16 protein-coding genes and 1 pseudogene are annotated in these 17643 nt (G+C 60.8%); 14 read left to right on the forward strand and 3 right to left on the reverse strand.

Going from position 1 to position 17643, the window contains the following annotated elements; genetic code table 11:
• The first annotated feature begins 88 nt into the window (after positions 1-88).
• The 12 genes from ACR0K1_RS01940 to ACR0K1_RS01995 all read left to right on the forward strand — a co-directional run bounded on the left by ACR0K1_RS01940 (position 89) and on the right by ACR0K1_RS01995 (position 11573).
• Positions 89-1135 (forward strand): ABC transporter ATP-binding protein, encoded by a 1047-nt coding sequence (locus ACR0K1_RS01940; RefSeq protein WP_480611387.1) that lies wholly within the window; start codon positions 89-91, stop codon positions 1133-1135.
• A 70-nt stretch (positions 1136-1205) separates the two neighbouring features.
• The gene (locus ACR0K1_RS01945) at positions 1206-1742 is read left to right on the forward strand and encodes an ester cyclase (protein WP_480611385.1); all 537 of its coding nucleotides are present in this window, start codon (positions 1206-1208) and stop codon (positions 1740-1742) included.
• Complete coding sequence (locus ACR0K1_RS01950) at positions 1742-2650, forward strand: ester cyclase (RefSeq protein ID WP_480611383.1); 909 nt, start codon at positions 1742-1744, stop codon at positions 2648-2650. The genes ACR0K1_RS01945 and ACR0K1_RS01950 overlap by 1 nt, the downstream gene beginning before the upstream one ends.
• Before the next feature lie 43 nt (positions 2651-2693).
• Entirely contained in the window at positions 2694-4025 is a 1332-nt protein-coding gene (gene hisD, locus ACR0K1_RS01955) for a histidinol dehydrogenase (protein WP_480611381.1), read from the forward strand.
• Between the two features lie 48 nt (positions 4026-4073).
• Entirely contained in the window at positions 4074-5129 is a 1056-nt protein-coding gene (locus ACR0K1_RS01960) for an ester cyclase (RefSeq protein WP_480611379.1), read from the forward strand.
• Positions 5129-5893, forward strand: coding sequence for an SDR family NAD(P)-dependent oxidoreductase (locus ACR0K1_RS01965; RefSeq protein ID WP_480611377.1), 765 nt, complete (start codon positions 5129-5131; stop codon positions 5891-5893). The genes ACR0K1_RS01960 and ACR0K1_RS01965 overlap by 1 nt, the downstream gene beginning before the upstream one ends.
• A complete protein-coding gene (locus tag ACR0K1_RS01970) occupies positions 5878-6906 on the forward strand; it encodes a LacI family DNA-binding transcriptional regulator (RefSeq protein ID WP_480611375.1) in 1029 nt (342 codons plus the stop codon). The genes ACR0K1_RS01965 and ACR0K1_RS01970 overlap by 16 nt, the downstream gene beginning before the upstream one ends.
• Positions 6903-7874, forward strand: coding sequence for a nuclear transport factor 2 family protein (locus ACR0K1_RS01975; protein WP_480848463.1), 972 nt, complete (start codon positions 6903-6905; stop codon positions 7872-7874). The genes ACR0K1_RS01970 and ACR0K1_RS01975 overlap by 4 nt, the downstream gene beginning before the upstream one ends.
• 150 nt (positions 7875-8024) lie before the next feature.
• The gene (locus ACR0K1_RS01980; protein ID WP_480848465.1) at positions 8025-8987 is read left to right on the forward strand and encodes a cupin domain-containing protein; all 963 of its coding nucleotides are present in this window, start codon (positions 8025-8027) and stop codon (positions 8985-8987) included.
• A gap of 62 nt (positions 8988-9049) precedes the next feature.
• Entirely contained in the window at positions 9050-10180 is a 1131-nt protein-coding gene (locus ACR0K1_RS01985) for a cobalamin-independent methionine synthase II family protein (RefSeq protein ID WP_480848467.1), read from the forward strand.
• Positions 10181-10885, forward strand: a complete 705-nt coding sequence (locus ACR0K1_RS01990; protein WP_480848470.1) for an alpha/beta fold hydrolase — start codon at positions 10181-10183, stop codon at positions 10883-10885.
• Complete coding sequence (locus ACR0K1_RS01995) at positions 10878-11573, forward strand: RraA family protein (protein WP_480848472.1); 696 nt, start codon at positions 10878-10880, stop codon at positions 11571-11573. Before ACR0K1_RS01990 ends, ACR0K1_RS01995 begins: the two co-directional genes overlap by 8 nt.
• Before the next feature lie 87 nt (positions 11574-11660).
• Here ACR0K1_RS01995 and ACR0K1_RS02000 read toward each other — a convergent pair whose 3' ends face one another.
• A complete protein-coding gene (locus ACR0K1_RS02000; protein WP_480848474.1) occupies positions 11661-12575 on the reverse strand; it encodes a LysR substrate-binding domain-containing protein in 915 nt (304 codons plus the stop codon).
• Between the two features lie 90 nt (positions 12576-12665).
• Between ACR0K1_RS02000 and ACR0K1_RS02005 the strand changes: the two genes are divergently transcribed.
• Positions 12666-14186 (forward strand): trimethylamine methyltransferase family protein, encoded by a 1521-nt coding sequence (locus ACR0K1_RS02005; RefSeq protein WP_480848476.1) that lies wholly within the window; start codon positions 12666-12668, stop codon positions 14184-14186.
• 116 nt (positions 14187-14302) lie between these two features.
• Positions 14303-16771: a GcvT family protein gene (locus tag ACR0K1_RS02010; RefSeq protein WP_480848478.1), complete on the forward strand. Its 2469-nt coding sequence runs from the start codon at positions 14303-14305 to the stop codon at positions 16769-16771.
• Positions 16772-16848: 77 nt separating this feature from the next.
• On the opposite strand, the gene ACR0K1_RS02015 is transcribed toward ACR0K1_RS02010, so the two are convergent.
• Positions 16849-17061 carry an aldehyde dehydrogenase family protein gene (locus ACR0K1_RS02015; protein ID WP_480848480.1) on the reverse strand — a complete coding sequence of 71 codons (213 nt, stop codon included), beginning with the start codon at positions 17059-17061 and terminating at the stop codon, positions 16849-16851.
• A pseudogene (locus ACR0K1_RS02020) lies at positions 17051-17380 on the reverse strand (aldehyde dehydrogenase family protein); the annotation flags it as partial. The pseudogene ACR0K1_RS02020 and the gene ACR0K1_RS02015, both read right to left, overlap by 11 nt.
• Between the last annotated feature and the right edge of the window lie 263 nt (positions 17381-17643).

A 17643-nucleotide genomic window follows, 5' to 3' on the forward strand; every position in this document is an offset into this window, starting at 1 on the left:
GAATCACATGAACCCCACAACTTCCGCTTGCTATTCAGCCGAATCTTTTGCATGTTTTTTGCGAACGCATGCAAACTGTGGGGTATCCATGGCGGAGATTCAGCTCAAGAACATTTCAAAGCGGTGGGGGTCCTTTGTGGGCGTGCACAACTTTGATCTGACGATCGCGGATAAAGAGTTTCTGGTTCTGCTCGGCCCCTCCGGCTGCGGCAAGACGACGACGATGCGGATGATCGCCGGGCTGGAGGATATCAGCGAAGGTGAGATCACAATTGACGGCCAGGTCGTGAATGATCTGGACCCCAAGGATCGCGATGTCGCGATGGTGTTTCAAAGCTATGCGCTCTATCCGAATCTGGATGTCTACGAGAATATCCGCTTCCCCCTGAAGGTGCGCAAAACCGATCCTGCAACCCATGACGAGCGTGTCAGACGTGCGGCTGAAATGGTTGAGCTGACCGAATTCATGCACCGCCGTCCCGCGGAATTGTCAGGGGGTCAGCGTCAGCGCGTCGCTCTGGCGCGCGCCATCGTGCGCGAGCCCAATGTGTTCCTGATGGATGAGCCCCTGTCAAACCTCGATGCCAAGCTGCGGGTTTCGACGCGCCATCAGATCAAGAACCTCAGCCATGAATTGCAGGTCACGACGATCTACGTGACCCATGACCAGATCGAGGCGATGACACTGGCCGACCGGGTCGTCGTGATGAGCAAGGGCGTGGTGCAGCAGGTCGGGACACCGACAGATATCTATGACACGCCAGCGAATACCTTTGTTGCCAGCTTCATCGGAAGCCCCGCGATGAACCTGCTGGAGGGCGAAGTGTCCGGCGGCGTGTTCACCGGCGAAAACGTTCGAATCGAAGGCCTTCAGACCTCGCATCAGGGCGCCGTGACCCTCGGGTTCCGCGCCGAGGACGCGAGCATCAGCCCAGAGGGCTCTTCTGCGGCCCCGCTCTATTCGCTTGAACTGCTTGGCGACGCAACGATCGTTACTCTGAAACTGGGCGGCACCATTGCCTCGGTCCGCGCGGGCAAAGAGTACCGGGCCGAGATCGGGACGCGGGTGGCGGTCGATATCCCCTCGTCCGTCTGCCACCTGTTTGACGCCAAAACCGGCGAACGGCTGGACTGACGTCAGCGCATCGCAAGTCGCCCTTGCGATCGAAATATGCATTTACCGAAGGCATGAAGAAAGGATTGCCATGAAAGGGTCTCGTCCTGAACAAGCGGTTCTCAGCCGCGACACGGATCTGAGCAAGACCGCCGAGACACAGGCCGTCATCGAAGGCATGGTCGATGGCCTGAACGATCACCGCATCAGCGATATCGGTGAGTTCTTCTCGGAAGGTTTCCGTTGGATGGGCAACACCGGATGCGGCACCAAGACCGGGCTGCAAGAGTTTCAGGACAACTGGCAACGCCCGTTTCAGGCGGCGTTTTCCGACAAGGTCTGCGTTGATGAAGCCCGCCTTTACATGGGCGAATGGGCCGCAGCCTTTGGTCGGCAGGAGGCAACGCATTCGGGCGAATTCATGGGCATCGCCCCGACTGGCAAGCGCGTCGATATCCGATACATGGACTTCTGGAAAGTTGTCGACGGCAAGATCGTGGACAATTGGGTGATGGTCGATTTCCCGCATGTGCTGGCGCAGCTGGGCCACGATGTGTTCGGCGGCAAAGGCTGGGAAACCTACGACCGGGGCGAGGCGACACCGCCAATGCCCGGCGGAGGCGTGTAATGGCCGCCGTTCTGGACTTGGTGAAAGACATGGAAAATGCACTCGGGCGATCCGAAACCGACATGTCGCGCTGGTTTCACGAGGATTTTGTGTGGGATGGCAATGCCGGATGTGGCCGCAAATCCGGACTGCAAGAGTTCCGGACCGGTTGGCAGAAACCCTTCCGCGCGGCATTCGGGGATCGTCGCTTTGACACACAGTTATGGCTTGAAGATGGCGACTGGGCAGCCTGTATCGGCACCTGTCACGCCACCCATTCCGGCGATTTCATGGGTCTTGCGACGACGGACCGTCCGCTGAGCATCCCTTATGTGGATTTCTGGCAGGTCCGGGACGGTCGCATTGCCTACAACAAGGTGGATGTCGATCTGGCGAGCGTTGCCGCGCAGCTCGGCTGGGATGTGTTTGACGGGCACGGCTGGGACCGGCTTGATCCGCCCGTGGAGCGCCTGTGGCGCGGTCAGGCGGGCCAGGGCGCGACCGCCAGGCCGCTGGACGTCGTCCAGGCGATGGAGGCCGCGCTGCAGCGCATCGAAGTGGATGTTTCAGACTATTTCCACCCCGACTTCGTCTGGGATGCGAATTATGGCTGTGGCTTGAAACACGGTCTGACCGAATTCGAGAACGGCTGGTATCTGCCCTTCCGCCAATACTTCGGCAACCATGACTTCAGGACCGAACATTTCATGCAGGACGGCGACTGGGCTGCCTGCTTTGGCGCCTGTCACGCGACGCTGGAACAGGACTTCATGGGCATACCCGCCAAGGGGCAGCCCATCCGTATTCCATATATCGATTTCTGGCGCATCGAAGGCTCGAAAATAGCCGAGAACATCGTGCGCGTCGATTTTGCAAATGTTGTGAAGCAACTGGGTGGCGACGTCTTTCAAGGGAAAGGCTGGGAATGATCACTTGGCAACGCAACCAACTTCCGATCGTTAGGAGACGAACATGTCGATCCAATATCTGAAACGCGGTAAATCTGACGCGGACCGGGCTGAGGACGACGCCAAGACCCGCGCCGTGGTGGAAGCCACGCTGAAAGATATCGAAACCCGCGGCGATGCCGCCGTGCGCGAGCTGAGCGAGAAGTTCGACAGTTACTCGCCCGCCTCATTCCGCCTGTCGCAGGCCGAGATCGACGATCTGATGAGCCAGCTGACCGAGCGCGAACTGGCGGACATCAAGTTCGCTCAGGCCCAGGTCCGTAACTTTGCGCAGGCGCAGCGGGACTCGATGCTGGATATCGAGGTTGAAACCCTGCCCGGCGTGATTCTGGGCCACAAGAACATCCCCGTGCAGTCCGTCGGGTGCTATGTGCCGGGCGGCAAGTTCCCGATGGTCGCGTCGGCGCATATGTCCGTGGCCACGGCCTCGGTCGCCGGTGTGCCGCGGATCATCGCCTGTACCCCTCCGTTTCAGGGTAAGCCCAACCCGGCTGTGATCGCGGCCATGCATCTGGGCGGTGCGCATGAGATCTATGTGATGGGCGGCATTCAAGCCATCGGCGCAATGGCACTGGGGACCGAGACCATCGACCCCGTGCATATGCTGGTCGGCCCCGGCAACGCCTTTGTGGCCGAGGCCAAGCGTCAGCTCTTTGGCCGTGTCGGCATCGACCTGTTCGCCGGTCCCACCGAGACGATGGTGATCGCCGATGAAACCGCCGCCGATGCCGAGCTGTGCGCCACCGATCTGCTGGGTCAGGCCGAGCATGGTTACAACAGCCCCTGCGTATTGCTGACCAACTCGCACAAACTGGCCGAGGAAACCCTGTCCGAGGTCGACCGTCTGCTGGGCATCCTGCCGACAGCGGGCACCGCGAAAGTATCCTGGGACGAATATGGCGAGGTGATCGTCTGCGACACCTATGACGAGATGCTGCAGGTGGCCGATGACATCGCATCCGAGCATGTGCAGGTCATGACCGACCGCGATGACTGGTTCCTTGAGAACATGACCTGCTACGGCGCGCTGTTCCTGGGGCCGCGCACCAATGTTTCGAACGGGGACAAGGTGATCGGCACCAACCACACGCTGCCAACGAAAAAGGCGGGGCGGTATACCGGCGGGCTTTGGGTTGGCAAATACCTGAAAACGCACAGCTATCAGAAGGTTTTGACCGATGAGGCCGCGACGCTGATCGGCGAATATGGCTCGCGCCTGTGCCTGCTGGAAGGTTTTGTGGGCCATGCCGAGCAGTGCAACGTTCGTGTGCGTCGGTATGGCGGCATTAACGTCCCCTATGGTGCCCCCGCACCTTATCGGGACGCTGCCGAATAGGGGGCTTTGCCCCCGGCTTTCAGCCTCCCCCAGAGTATTTGGAAAAAGATGAAGACTGATACGCATACCCGGAACAAGGCCGCGATTTCGCCGCTGCGCGCGGCAATGTATGATTTCGACGAGGGGGACGTGCGTAAGGCGCTGGCTGAGGTCAGCATCCCCGATGCGCTGTTCCGGCTGTGCCATCCCTTTGGGGACAGCGTCGGCGGCGATGCTTTTTTCGAAACGGCATATAGGGGTCTGCTGTCCGCGTGGCCCGATCTGGAACGCCGCGACTACATCGTCATGGCCGGGCCGGACGGACAGGGCGCAGATTGGGTGGGCTGCGGCGGGTATTACACCGGCACTTTCTGCGGGCCGTGGTTGGATATCCCGCCAACCGGGCATCAGGTGACCATGCGGTTCCATGAGTTCTTTCGGTTCGAAAACGGCAAAGTGGTCGAGATGCAGGCGCTGTGGGACATCCCCGAAGTGATGATGCAGGCCAATGCCTGGCCGATGGCCCCCAGCCTTGGCCGCGAATGGCATGTGCCGGGTCCGGCGACGCAGGACGGTTTTGTGCCGGGGCCCTATGATGCGGCTAGGGGACGGGCGAGTTGTCAGCACATCGTCGACATGCTGGACCATCTGAAAAAGCACCCGTCCGAAGGTGGCCCCGAGGTGATGGAGATGGAGCGGTTCTGGCATCCGCGCATGAACTGGTACGGCCCCTCGGGGATCGGCACCGGGCGCGGGATCGCGGGTTTTCGCAACTGGCACCAGATTCCGTTTCTGAGCGGCATGCCGGATCGCGGGCAGTATGTGGATGAGATCACCTATCATTTCTTCGGCGATGGCGATTATGCCGCTGTCACCGGATGGCCCAACATGATCCAGACGGTCACCGATGACGGCTGGATGGGCATCGCGCCCTCGGGCAAGCGGATCACCATGCTCAGTCTTGATTTCTGGCGGCTCGAGGATGGCAAGATCCGCGAAAACTGGGTTCTGGTTGATCTTCTGGATGCATACCGGCAGCTTGGCGTTGACGTTTTTGCCCGGCTGAGGGAATTCAACAAGGCCCGCGTTCCGGGCCGTGTGCCTTTCCCCGTAGGAGATCCCTGATGAAGCTGCCCCCTGCCCCCTCGTTCAGCTTAAGCGGCAAACGCGCGCTTGTGACCGGCGCGTCCTCTGGCATCGGGCTGGCCTGTGCCACCGCTCTGGCCAGCCATGGGGCGCAGGTGACCGTGGCGGCGCGACGGGCAGACAAGCTGGCCGAGGTGGTGGGCGCCTTTGCGGAGCAGGGTTGGACAGCCACGCAGCTTGTGCTGGACGTGGCCGATATCGCCGCAACCGAGGCTGCGGTCGATGCCGCCGGCCCGTTCGACATTCTGATCAACTCGGCGGGTCTGGCCCGTCACAGCCCGGCACTGGACACCACCGAGACCGATTTCGACGCGGTCAGCGATCTGAACTTCAAAGGCGCCTATTTCCTGACCCGCGCCGTGGCGCGCGGTTTGATTGCGGCCGAAAAGCCCGGCAGCCTGATCAACATTACCAGCCAGATGGGTCAGGTTGGCGGCATCGACCGGGCCGTCTATTGCGGCACGAAACACGCAGTCGAAGGCTTTACCAAGTCGATGGCGATCGAATGGGGGCCGCATGGCATCCGGGTGAACGCGCTTGCGCCAACTTTCATCCGCACGCCCCTGGCCGAACAGACGCTGGCGATCCCCGAACGGCGCGCCTGGATCGAAGATAAAATCAAGCTGGGCCGCGTGGGCGAGTTGGAAGACATCACGGGAGCTGCGGTCTTTCTGGCCTCGGACGCGGCAAGCCTTGTCACCGGCACATCGCTGCTGGTCGATGGCGGATGGACGGCAGACTGATGGCGGAAAAAGTCACATCCTTCGACGTTGCCCGCCTTGCCGGGGTCAGCCAGTCGGCGGTCAGCCGGGTGTTCACGCCGGGCGCATCGGCCTCGGCCGCGACGCGCAAGAAGGTCAGGAAAGCAGCGGAAGATCTGGGCTATCGCCCCAACACTCTGGCCCGGGCAATGATCACCGGCAGAAGCCGGATCATCGGCTTGGTCGTGGCCTATCTGGAAAACCAGTTCTACCCGATGGCGCTGGAGTATCTGGACCGGGCTTTGAAAGAGCGCGGCTATCATATTCTCCTGTTCATGGCGAAGGACGACGATGGGGTCGACCAGATCGTCGAAGAGTTGATGTCGTTTCAAGTGGACGGGATCATCACCGCCTCGGTCGCGATGTCGGGCGATATTGCCAAACGGTGCGAAGATGCGGGCATACCGGTGGTCATGTTCAACCGGGGCCAGGAAACCGGCAATCTGGCGCGGGTGACATCGGACAACGTTCAGGGCGGTCGCACGGTTGCCCATTTCCTTGCCAGAAGCGGCCACAGGAAAATCGCCCATATCTCGGGCTGGCAGGGGTCTTCGACAGGTCTGGACCGGATGAGCGGGTTTGTCGATGGTCTGAAGGATCACGGGCTGGAACCCGTCGCCATCGAAGACGGGATGTACAATCAGGAAACCGCATCGGCCATTGCGCGCGCGCTGTGCAGTTCCTCGGACCGGCCCGATGCGATCTTTGTCGGCAACGATCACATGGCCTTTGCCGTGATGGACACGCTCAGGTTCGAACTGGGCCTGTCCGTTCCCGACGATGTCAGCATCGTGGGGTATGACGATGTGCCAATTGCCGCCTGGCCTGTCTATGACCTGACGACCATCAGACAGCCGATCAACAAGATGGTCGCCGCCACCGTCGATGTCCTCTTGTCCCGCATCGAGGATGGCGCGGCCTCGGAAAGTATTCTCATCCCCGGCCCCTTGAAAATGCGGGGGTCGGCGCGAAAACCAAAAGGCTTCACTCCATGACTTACGCCGAAAAGTGGAAAGACTTTCCCGATTATATCCTCGGGATCACCAAAGAGATCTGGGAGGATCGCGGCACCGAGACGCTCAACCGTTATTATGCGCCGCAGATTCCGGTGCGTACGCCGATGGGGGTCAGCCATGGCAATCAGGGCGTGATCGCCGCAACCATGGCTACCTGCCATGAATTCCCCGACCGTCAGCTTTTTGGCGAGGATGTGATCTGGTCCTATTCGGATGCGCATGGCCACCTGTCATCTCACCGCTTGCTGACCACGGCGACGCATCTGCAGGACGGGCAGTTCGGCAAGGCCAGCGGCAAGAAATGGGTGGTCCGCGTGATCGCCGATTGTGCCGCCAGGGGCGAGACGATCTATGACGAATGGCTGGTCCGCGACTATGGCGGGCTGGTCCGCCAACTGGGCCATGAGCCCGAGGATTTCACCCGCGATCTGATCGCCTCGGAAGGTGGCCCGGACAAGGCAGCGCGCCCCTTCACCCCCGAGATCGATGTTGATGGCGGCTATCACGGCACCGGCAACGACAATGAATGGGGTGCGCGTTACGCCGACACGCTGACGCGGATCATGAACAAGGATTTCAACCATATTCTGGCGGACTATGATCGCGCGGTCATTGGTGAATATGCCGGTTCGAAACAGGCGATCGGGCGCGAAGAGGTCAGTAAATTCTGGATCGGTTTGCGGTCCTCGTTCCCGAGCGCGGACCTCAAGATCCACCATCAGGTAGGCAATGACGGCGACATGATGTCCCCGCGCGCCTCGGTCCGTTGGTCGCTGGATGGGACCCATGACGGATGGGGTGCCTTCGGAAGACCGACCGGGGCCAAGGTGCACGTGATGGGAATGTCCCATGCCGAGTTCGGCCCGTGGGGGCTGCGCCGTGAATTCAGCTTGTATGACGAGGTGGCGATCTGGAAACAGATTCTGCTGCAAACCGGGGACGTCTGAATGACGCAACGGGTTTCATATCTGGATGCCAGTCAGGCGGCGCGGCGCTTTCACGCGCATCGCGCCAGCCTGCGGGCACGGCGGCTGAACAACCGCCCTCCCGGGGCCGGGGTTTAAACCAATCCCCCAAACCCCAAAGGAGACCGTAACATGAGCACCATCCAAGACCGCATCGTTCGCTATGGCGAGCTTCGGCCCTGCAAAACCGCCTTTATCGATGCCCACACGCCTGGTTCCGACCAGAAGGAGAACTTTACCATCATCGGCGGCGGCGTGTCGGAAAGCCCCGATCAGCATGTCCACATCACCGACAAGATCGGCTTCAACATCGGCGCGGCGGGGCAACCGCCGAAATGCCGCAACTCTTTGCACAGCCACACCACAGCCGAGGTGTTTTTTGTCGCCAAGGGCCGCTGGCGGTTCTTCTGGGGCCGGTATGGCACCGCAGGTGAGTTCATCGCCGAGGAAGGCGACATCTTCAACATTCCCACCGGCATCTTCCGTGGCTTTGAAAATGTCGGTCAGGACTACGGCATGATCATGTCGATCCTCGGCGGCGACGATGCGGGCGGCGGTGTCACATGGGCACCGCAAGTGATCGAGGATGCGCGGGCCCATGGTTTGATGCTGGGCAACAACGGCGTGCTCTACGACAGCAAGAAGGGCGAGGAACTGCCCCACAACGTGCAACCCATGCCCCTGTTGACCGAAGACGAGCTGAAAGCCTATCCCGAAGTTCCGGTCGAGGATGTGGTCGGCAAATATGTCGCCCGATATTGGGACCTGATGGCGCTGGCCGCCAACAAGCCCGCTGTGGTGATCGGCGAAAACGGCATGATCAGGGACAAACCGGGGTTCGAGGTCGATTTCCTTACGCGCGGCTCCAGCGTGGATGCCCCAATCCAAGCGGCCAAACCCGTGGTTCTGATGCCGGCCAGCGGCTATTGGCGCATCGCCATCAACGACGTGGTGGTCACCCTGTCCATCGGCGACACCGCATTGGTTCTGCCCGGCGAACACTACAGCGTGGCACCATCGATGACCGGTCAGGCCGGCCTCTATCGGATCACCGCCACGGACGACCCTGCGGGCGCGACCTGGACCGGCGATTGATCAAACCGGCGATGGCCGGGGCAGACCCCGGCCGCCGTCAGAAAAAGACCAAGGAGACAAGGATGACCCGAGTTCAAACGACCCATGTGGGCAGCCTGCCCCGCACGCAAGAGGTGGTGGACTTCATCTTTGCCCGCGAGCGCAAGGAACTCTTTGACGAGGCTGCTTTCGATGCCTGCATGACCGCAGCGGTTTCGGAAACCGTCAGACAGCAAAAAAACGCTGGCATCGACATCGTCTCGGATGGCGAGACCTCGAAGATCAGCTATGCGACCTATGTCAAGGATCGCTACACCGGGTTTTCCGGCGACAGCCCCCGCAATGCGCCTGCCGATCTGAAGATGTTCCCCAGCTTTCTGCAACGTCTGGCAGATGCGGGCGGCACGCCGCAATACGCGCGCCCCATGTGCACGGGTGAGGTCCGGTCCAAAGGGCAGGACGAGTTGCAAAAGGACATCGCCAACCTGAAGGCGGCAATGAAGGAACACGGGGTCGCGCGCGGCTTCATGAACGCCGCCAGCCCCGGCGTGATCTCTCTGTTCCTGCAAAACGATTACTACACATCGCGCGAGGCGTATCTGGCCGCACTGGCCGACGCGATGAAGGAAGAATACGAAACCATCGTGGCCGCCGGTCTGGACGTGCAACTGGACTGCCCCGACCTCGCCCTGTCGCGCCACATGCTGTTCACCGACCTGTCGGATGAGGAATTCATCAAGGTCGCTCAGATGCATGTGGACGCTTTGAACCACGCATTGTCGGATGTGCCGCAGGACCGGGTGCGGGTGCATATCTGCTGGGGCAATTACGAAGGCCCACATCTATGCGACATCCCCATGGCCAAGATGTTCGACACGCTGATGGCCACCAAATCGCGCTATGTGCTGTTCGAAACATCGAACCCCCGCCACGGGCATGAATGGACCGTCTTCCGCGACCGCAAATCGGATATCCCCGACGACAAGGTTCTGGTACCCGGCGTCGTCGACACGACCACCAATTTCGTCGAACACCCCGATCTGGTGGCACAGCGCATCGCGCGCTTTACCGACATCGTTGGCAACGAACGCGTGATCGCAGGCAGCGATTGCGGTTTTGGCACTTTCGCCGGGTTCGGGGCTGTGGACCCCTCGATTGCCTATGCCAAGCTCGCGGCGCTGTCTGACGGGGCCGCATCCGTGTCGGAGGGTTAGATGACCCCCCTGATATTGCTGCCGGGGATGATGTGCGATGCCAGACTGTTTGCACCTCAGATCGAGGCATTTTCAGCGGAACGATCCGTCTCGGTGCCAAAGCTGTCGGGCAGAGAGACCATGGGCGGGTTGGCGGCACAGATTCTGGCCAGCGCGCCGGAACGGTTCGCTTTGGGCGGGCTCTCGATGGGCGGGATCGTTGCGATGGAGATTGCCCGGCAAGCCCCCGACCGTGTGGCTGGACTGGCCCTGCTCGACACGAACCCGCTGGCGGAACTGCCCGACTTACAGGCCCGCCGTGCCCCTCAGATGGAACGCGCAAGCCGCGGAGAACTGGACAGCGTGATGCGCGACGAGATGAAGCCCAACTACCTTGGCGACACGGAAAATCGGGCCGAGATCCTGGACCTGTGCATGGACATGGCGCTGAGCCTGGGCCCCGAGGTGTTTTGCCAGCAATCCATTGCCCTGCGCGACAGGCCGGATCAGACCGACAACCTGCGCCGGTTCGGCAATCCGGCGCTGGCCTTGTGCGGGCGCGAGGACAAGCTGTGCCCGATATCTCGGCACGAGCTGATGCATGATCTGTTGCCCCGCTCGGAACTTGTGATCATCGACGGGGCCGGGCATCTGCCAACCCTTGAAAAGCCCGTAGAAACCACTCAGGCGCTGCGCCACTGGCTCAAGGAAATTGACAATGAATGAAGACCTGCTGACCCTGTTGAAATCGGTCGACACGCCCACCGTCTGCAACGCCATCGAAGTCGCTCAGGGCGGGCGCGGCTTTGACCGGTTCACGCGCGGAACGGTGCTGTGCAGCGACCCGGATGTCGGGGCCATCGTCGGCTATGCCAGAACTGCAAAGATCGCTGCGGTCGAATCGCCGACAGAACCGGCGGATGTGATCAAGGCCCGCCGCATGGACTATTACCGCCACATGTCCAAAGGCCCCCGCCCCGGTATCGCGGTGGTCGAAGATGTCGACGGCGAGAATGCTATCGGCGCCTATTGGGGTGAGATCAACACGACCGTCCACAAGGGCTTTGGCCTGTCCGGAGCGCTAACCAACGGCGTGATGCGCGATCTTGGCGACCTGCCCGAGGGGTTCCCGGTCATCGCCGGATCCGTCGGCCCCAGCCACGCCTTTGTCCATGTGCGCGAGATCGGAACGCCTGTCACCGTGTTTGGCATGCAGGTTGAAGACAGCGATCTGATCCACGCCGACCGGCACGGCGCTTTGGTCATCCCGGCAGGTGACATTCCCAAACTGGCCAATGCGATCCGCAAGCTGCTTGAGACCGAAAAGCTGGTGCTGGAGCCCGCCCGCGCCAAGGGCTTCGACTTCGCCGCCTTCGAAGCCGCCTGGACCGCCTTCGAAAAAGCCCGCACCTGATGGTCAAAAATTCCGGTGAACCGGTTCCCGGAGCGATTGGAAACACAGCGCGGAAATCTCAAGGTCCAACGCAGGTCCGATCCGGCACTAGTTTCCCGCACTGCTCGCGGTGTGCAAAACCCAATCTCGTACTTTTATCGCATCGTCCGAGAGTGGCGTCTTTTTGGACCAGACCAAGTAGAACCCCTTGCCGGTCGCCCATTGCCAGTTGGGTCTGCCGGCAAGAAGACCCTGATCTATCAAACCGTCGGTCAGGTGTTTCCAGCCAAAGGCAAAGCCCTCACCCGCCATGGCGGCCTGCAGCACAAGGGCGTAGTCGTTCAGACGCAGACCCGTATTGGGGACAGCGTTCCTGATTGAGAAATGCGCGAACCAGTCGCTCCAGCTGGGTCGTTGACGGATCGGCTCTTCAAGATGAATCAGCCGCTGGTTCAACATGTTCGGCAAACTGCGCAAATCCACCGCCGCCGCCATAACACGTGGCGAGGCGACGGGATAAATCACTTCTTCGGCGATCAGGGCACTTTCGCACCCGGCCCAGTTTCCATCCCCCTGACGCACCGCCAGACTTATGTTTTCGGCGTCAATATCGGGTTCCCGGTCGCTGGATTGCAGGCGCAGGTCGATCTTTGGATGCTGGCTCTGCAAATCGGCAAGGCGCGGCATGATCCAGTAATTGTTGAAAGCGGTTGACGCGCTGAGTGTGACATAGCCGGCCCGTTTTGTTTGCTGGATGGATTCAACCGACAAGGCCAACTGCTCGAACGCGCGCGAGACATCCGCCAGAAGACGCTCTCCGGCACCGGTCAGGATGACCTTACGGTGGCTGCGGGTGAACAAGGGCGTGCCCAGCCCTTCTTCAAGACGTCGAATGGATACGCTGACCGCAGGTTGCTGCACGTTCAGCTCCTGCGCGGCGCGCGTGAAGGATTGCAACCGCGCGGCCGCCTCGAAGACGACAAGATTGCGGGGCGACCCAAGCTGTTTCCAAAGTTCTTGCATAAACTGTGTTTATGCAATTCATTCAAATTTTCAAGCGTCACAGGCGTTTCCCTTGCAGATAGTATGCCGCAAAAAAATGGAGTGCTCATTATGGCTCGGCGCGCACGTCAATCCCGTTCCCGTGCTTCCGGGGCCGGTTCGGTCCCGGCATCCCCCTATATCCAGCGCCGTCTGGCGTTCTTTGACCCCCTGAATGAAGAGGATCTCTCCCGCCTTGAAGCTCAGGTTGACTGGATTTTTGAAGATGTGGGCCTAGCCTTTCGCGACGACCCCAAAGCGCTGGACCTGTGGCGCCGCGAAGGCGCGCGGATCGAAGGCGACATCGTGCGCGCAGACGCCCAGTGGATTCGCAGCCTGTGCGCCAAGGCACCCAAAAGCTTCAGGCAGGTCGCCCGCAATCCCGACCGTTCGGTGGTCATCGGTGACGGCAATCAGGTCTTTGCCCCGGTCTATGGCGCGCCTTTCGTGCGCGATCTGGAAGGCGGGCGCCGGTATGGCGACATCGAGTCGTTCCGGAAACTGGTCAAACTGACCTACATGCACCCCAACCTACATCACGGCGGCTTCGTGACCTGTGAGCCCTGCGACGTTCCGGTCAGCAAGCGGCATCTGGACATGATGTTCGCCCATATGACCCTCAGCGACAAACCGCATCTGGGCGCGATCACCGAGATGAGCCGTGCGCAGGACAGTGTCGACATGGCCGAGATCGTCTTTGGCGCGGATGTCATGGCAGACAACTGCGTCATCATGGGCAATGTGAACACGAACTCTCCGCTGCTTGTGGACCGGGTGGTCACCGAAGCCGCGCGGGTCTATTCGACGCGTGGCCAGGGCATGATTGTTGTGCCGTTCATCCTGTCGGGCGCGATGGGTCCGGTCAGCACCGCCGCCAGCGTCGCGCAAGCCATGGCCGAGGCGATGATGGTCTGCGCCTATGTGCAACTGCTGCGCCCCGGCGCGCCGTTTGTTCTGGGCAATTTCCTGTCATCCATGTCGCTGAAGTCCGGCGCGCCGACATTTGGGATGCCCGAGCCTGTGATCTCGAATTACGCCATCGGCCAACTGGCGCGCCGCGCCGGTCTGCCGCTGCGCTGCGGCGGCTCGCTGACCGCGTCCAAGATCGAAGACGCGCAGGCGGCTTATGAATCTGCGGACTCGATGCATTCGACCATGCTGGCGGGGGCCAACTTCGTTCTGCACTCAGCGGGCTGGCTTGAAGGCGGCCTGTGCACTGGTTTCGAGAAGCTGATCATGGATGCGGACCGTCTGGGCTCGTACCAGAAGGTGCTCAGCCAGGGTCTGGGCACCAGCGAAGACGCCTTTGCCCGCGATGCCTATGACGAGGTCGAGGCAGGGGGCCATTTCCTGGGCTGTGGTCACACCGTGCGCAACTATCAGACTGCTTTCTATGAGCCGAAGCTCAGCGACAGCGAGAATGTCGAAAGCTGGGAGGAAGGCGGCTCCAAGGACATGCGCCGCCGCGCCTATGAGCGCTGGAATCAGATGCTGAACGAATATCAGCCCCCCGCGATGGACGAGGCCAAGAAGGAAGAACTGGCCGCTTACGTCACCAAACGCAAAGAAGAAATCCCGGACGCCTGGTACTAAAACCGGGATCGCTTCATCTGGCAGTAAATATCATCGGGGGGTGAATTGAGCCGCAGGCTCAAGTGGGGGCAGACAGCCCCCTTCCCCTAACCCCACAAAAGACACAGGACCCTCTCATGCCCGAGATTCAAAAAGAAGAAAGCACAGGTGGCAAAAAGCCTCCCTCCCACGCCAAGGTCGTCGTCATCGGCGGCGGTGTTGTGGGCTGTTCGATCCTGTTCCACCTGGCCAAGTTCGGCTGGAAAGACGTCGTGCTGCTGGAGCGTGACGAATTGACCTCCGGCTCAAGCTGGCACGCGGCGGGTCAGATCCACACGATCAGCTCGGACCCCAATATCTCGCGCCTGCAGAGCTATACCATTGATCTGTATAAGGAGATCGAGGAGACCTCGGGCCATTCCGTGAGCATGCACATCACCGGCGGTTTCTACGCGGCCTCGACCAAGGAGTGGTACGACTACCTCAAGCGCGAACGTTCGAAGGCGCGCTATATGGGTCTGCATCAGGAATTCATCAGCCCGCAGGAACTGGCCGAGCGTCACCCGCTGATCGACTCCAAACACTATCACGCGGCGCTCTGGGATGAGCAGGACGGCGATGTGGACCCCTCGGGCGCGACCTATGCATTCGCCAAATCCGCCCGCCACCACGGCGCGCAATATTTTACCCATTGCGGCGTGACCGCGATGAGCCAGCGCCCCGACGGCAGCTGGGACCTGACCACCTCCAAAGGCGTCATCAACGCCGAGCAGGTGGTGAACTGCGGTGGCCTGTGGGCGCGCGAAGTGGGCCAGATGTCGGGCATCCACCTTCCGGTGCAACCGATGGAGCACCACTATCTGATCACCGATACGATCCCGCTGATCAGGGACCGCATGGAGAGCATGGGCGAAGCCGGTCGTCTGCCCGCGGGCATCGATTATGAGGCCAACATCTATTTCCGTCAGGAACGCCACGGCATGCTGCTGGGCACATATGAGCCAAAATCGACCCCGTGGAAAGTGAACGGCACGCCCTGGGATTTCGGCCACGAGCTGCTGCAGCCCGATCTGGACCGCATCGCCGATCGTCTGGAAATGTCGTTCGAGCGCATACCCGCCATTGGCGAGTCCGGCATCAAGGACACTATCAACGGCCCGTTCACATTCGGTCCCGATGGCAATCCGATGATCGGTCCGGTTCCGGGCATGAAGAACTATTGGGTCGCCGTGGGCGTCATGGCGGGTTTCTGTCAGGGCGGCGGCGTCGGTCTGACCATGGCCGAGTGGATGATCGACGGCGAGCCTTCGATCGATGTCTGGGCGATGGACGTGGCACGGTTCGGCGAGTTCGCGACACCGGACTGGGGCACCATCAAATCCTCGGAAAACTACGAGCGCCGCTTTGTCATGACTTTCCCGAACGAAACCCTGCCAAGGGGCCGGATGCAGAAGACCACCGCGCTTTATGATCGTCTGATCGCCAAGGGGGCCGTGATGGGTCAGGGCTTTGGTCTGGAAAACGCGTTGTGGTTTGCCAACAATGCCGAAGACGCAAATGAAACCCCGACCTTCGAGCGCAACCGCAGCCACGACTATGTCGCGCGCGAGGTGAAAGCCGTGCAAGAGGCCGTGGGCGGCATCGAGATCGCCAACTTTGCCAAGCACGCATTCAAGGGCACCGGTGCAAGGGACTATCTGAACCGCACTCTGGCCGGCCACATCCCGGAACCGGGACGTCTGGCGCTGACCCCGATGCTGACCGAAAAGGGTCGCCTGTATGGCGACCTGACGGTAGCCTGTCTGGCAGATGATCACTTCATGCTGTTCGGTTCGGGCGCGATGCAGGACGCCCACAGCCGCTGGTTCGAAAAGGACCTGCCTGCGGATGTGAGCTATGCCAACGTCTCGGACGACTGGCACGGGATCGCCCTGTCGGGCCCCAAATCGCGCGAGCTGCTAGCCCGCATTACCCGCGACGATGTCAGCGCCGATGCGTTGAAATTCCGCGATCTGCGCCAGACCTTCGTGGGCGGCGTGCCGGTGATCCTGAACCGCATCTCGTTCTCGGGCGAGCTGGGCTTTGAGGTCTACTGCAAGCCGATATACCTGCTGCGTCTGGCCGAGGCGATTGAAGAGGCCGGTGCCGATCTGGGTTATCGCTGGTATGGTGCACGTGCCCTGCTGTCGCTGCGACTGGAAAAGGGTTGGGGCGTCTGGACCACCGATTTCCGCCCCGATTTCAACGCGGTCGAATCCGGCATGGATGCCTTCATCAACTGGAAGAACGACTTTGTCGGAAAGGAAGCGACCGAGAAGTTCAAGGCAGACGGTGTTACCCGCAAGCTCGTCACCATGACCATCGACGTGGACGGCATCGATGTTACGAACGACGAGGCGATCTTGAAAGACGGCCAAGCAGTCGGCTACGTCTCGTCCGGTGGCTATGGCCACCGCGTCGGCAAGTCGATGGCGATGGGCTATGTCGCCTCGCACAGCGCGGCACCGGGAACCAAGCTGCAGGTGGAAATCCTGGGCGAGTTCTACGACGCGGAAGTGCTGGGTTCCCCCGCTTACGACGCCAACGGCGCAAACATGCGCTCCTGAGAAAGGAAAGCCGAATGGGTCGTGCCCATTGAACAGCGGGTTGGCAAAGCGGTCATGCCAGGCCGGCACATACGGCTTCATTTACTCCGCGCCGACAATTGACGCTCGATCCCGGTAGAGCCGGTGAACGACACGGCCTGAATGACGGGCGATTGCAGCAGCGTATCGGAATTCAACTGCGGATCGCCAAACACAATTGAAAACGCCTCAGGCGGCACATCAGCTTCGACCAGAATGCGGGCCGTTTCGACCGGGCCCGAGGGCGTTTCCTCGGCGGATCTAAGGTTCACGCTGCACCCGGCGGCCAGCGTGCCCGACAGTTTGCGTGCCGGAGTGTTCAGCGGTAAGGTTCCAGGATGAAAACGCGGCCACAGGCCTGACGGGTTCGAGATAGGTCAGATGCCAGCTATTGCGCTGCCGCGAGGGGATCTGTAGCCCGTACAGGCGCTGCGCCTCGCCGGCCGCCCAGCGGAACATCTCGACCAACAGTTCCGCCTCGGCCAGGGATTCGCGCAATGGCTTGCCAAAATCCAGCGTCACCAGCGCGGCCGGCAGATCGGCGGTTTTCGACTGAAAATGGCTGCGCTTGTCGGGGGGCGGTGCGCTCCAGGACGCGAAGCCTGTTCCGCACTCTTTAGCGCGGTATCCAGATCGGCCCGCGTGGCGATCAGAAAGGCCCCAAGGCTTGGCCCTTTTGCCGGATTCAAAGCTTCAAGACGTTGGTATCGGTCGCTGCAACGGTTTGGCCTCCAATAAAAAGTCCGGAATTCGGATAGTTGGACAGTGCTTGGCTGAGATGCATCCTAATGTGTTGTTCCATCTTGGTTTTTGATATTATATTTTATAACCATAGAGTGATCCGAAACCCACTC

It is taken from the genome of Ruegeria sp. F5, assembly GCF_056533845.1.

Bases quoted from the DNA above. Each gene is read 5' to 3' on its own strand.
- ACR0K1_RS01940 (WP_480611387.1), top strand. From the start codon at position 89: ATGGCGGAGATTCAGCTCAAGAACATTTCAAAGCGGTGGGGGTCCTTT.
- ACR0K1_RS01945 (WP_480611385.1), top strand. From the start codon at position 1,206: ATGAAAGGGTCTCGTCCTGAACAAGCGGTTCTCAGCCGCGACACGGAT.
- ACR0K1_RS01950 (WP_480611383.1), top strand. From the start codon at position 1,742: ATGGCCGCCGTTCTGGACTTGGTGAAAGACATGGAAAATGCACTCGGG.
- hisD (WP_480611381.1), top strand. From the start codon at position 2,694: ATGTCGATCCAATATCTGAAACGCGGTAAATCTGACGCGGACCGGGCT.
- ACR0K1_RS01960 (WP_480611379.1), top strand. From the start codon at position 4,074: ATGAAGACTGATACGCATACCCGGAACAAGGCCGCGATTTCGCCGCTG.
- ACR0K1_RS01965 (WP_480611377.1), top strand. From the start codon at position 5,129: ATGAAGCTGCCCCCTGCCCCCTCGTTCAGCTTAAGCGGCAAACGCGCG.
- ACR0K1_RS01970 (WP_480611375.1), top strand. From the start codon at position 5,878: ATGGACGGCAGACTGATGGCGGAAAAAGTCACATCCTTCGACGTTGCC.
- ACR0K1_RS01975 (WP_480848463.1), top strand. From the start codon at position 6,903: ATGACTTACGCCGAAAAGTGGAAAGACTTTCCCGATTATATCCTCGGG.
- ACR0K1_RS01980 (WP_480848465.1), top strand. From the start codon at position 8,025: ATGAGCACCATCCAAGACCGCATCGTTCGCTATGGCGAGCTTCGGCCC.
- ACR0K1_RS01985 (WP_480848467.1), top strand. From the start codon at position 9,050: ATGACCCGAGTTCAAACGACCCATGTGGGCAGCCTGCCCCGCACGCAA.
- ACR0K1_RS01990 (WP_480848470.1), top strand. From the start codon at position 10,181: ATGACCCCCCTGATATTGCTGCCGGGGATGATGTGCGATGCCAGACTG.
- ACR0K1_RS01995 (WP_480848472.1), top strand. From the start codon at position 10,878: ATGAATGAAGACCTGCTGACCCTGTTGAAATCGGTCGACACGCCCACC.
- ACR0K1_RS02000 (WP_480848474.1), bottom strand. From the start codon at position 12,575: ATGCAAGAACTTTGGAAACAGCTTGGGTCGCCCCGCAATCTTGTCGTC.
- ACR0K1_RS02005 (WP_480848476.1), top strand. From the start codon at position 12,666: ATGGCTCGGCGCGCACGTCAATCCCGTTCCCGTGCTTCCGGGGCCGGT.
- ACR0K1_RS02010 (WP_480848478.1), top strand. From the start codon at position 14,303: ATGCCCGAGATTCAAAAAGAAGAAAGCACAGGTGGCAAAAAGCCTCCC.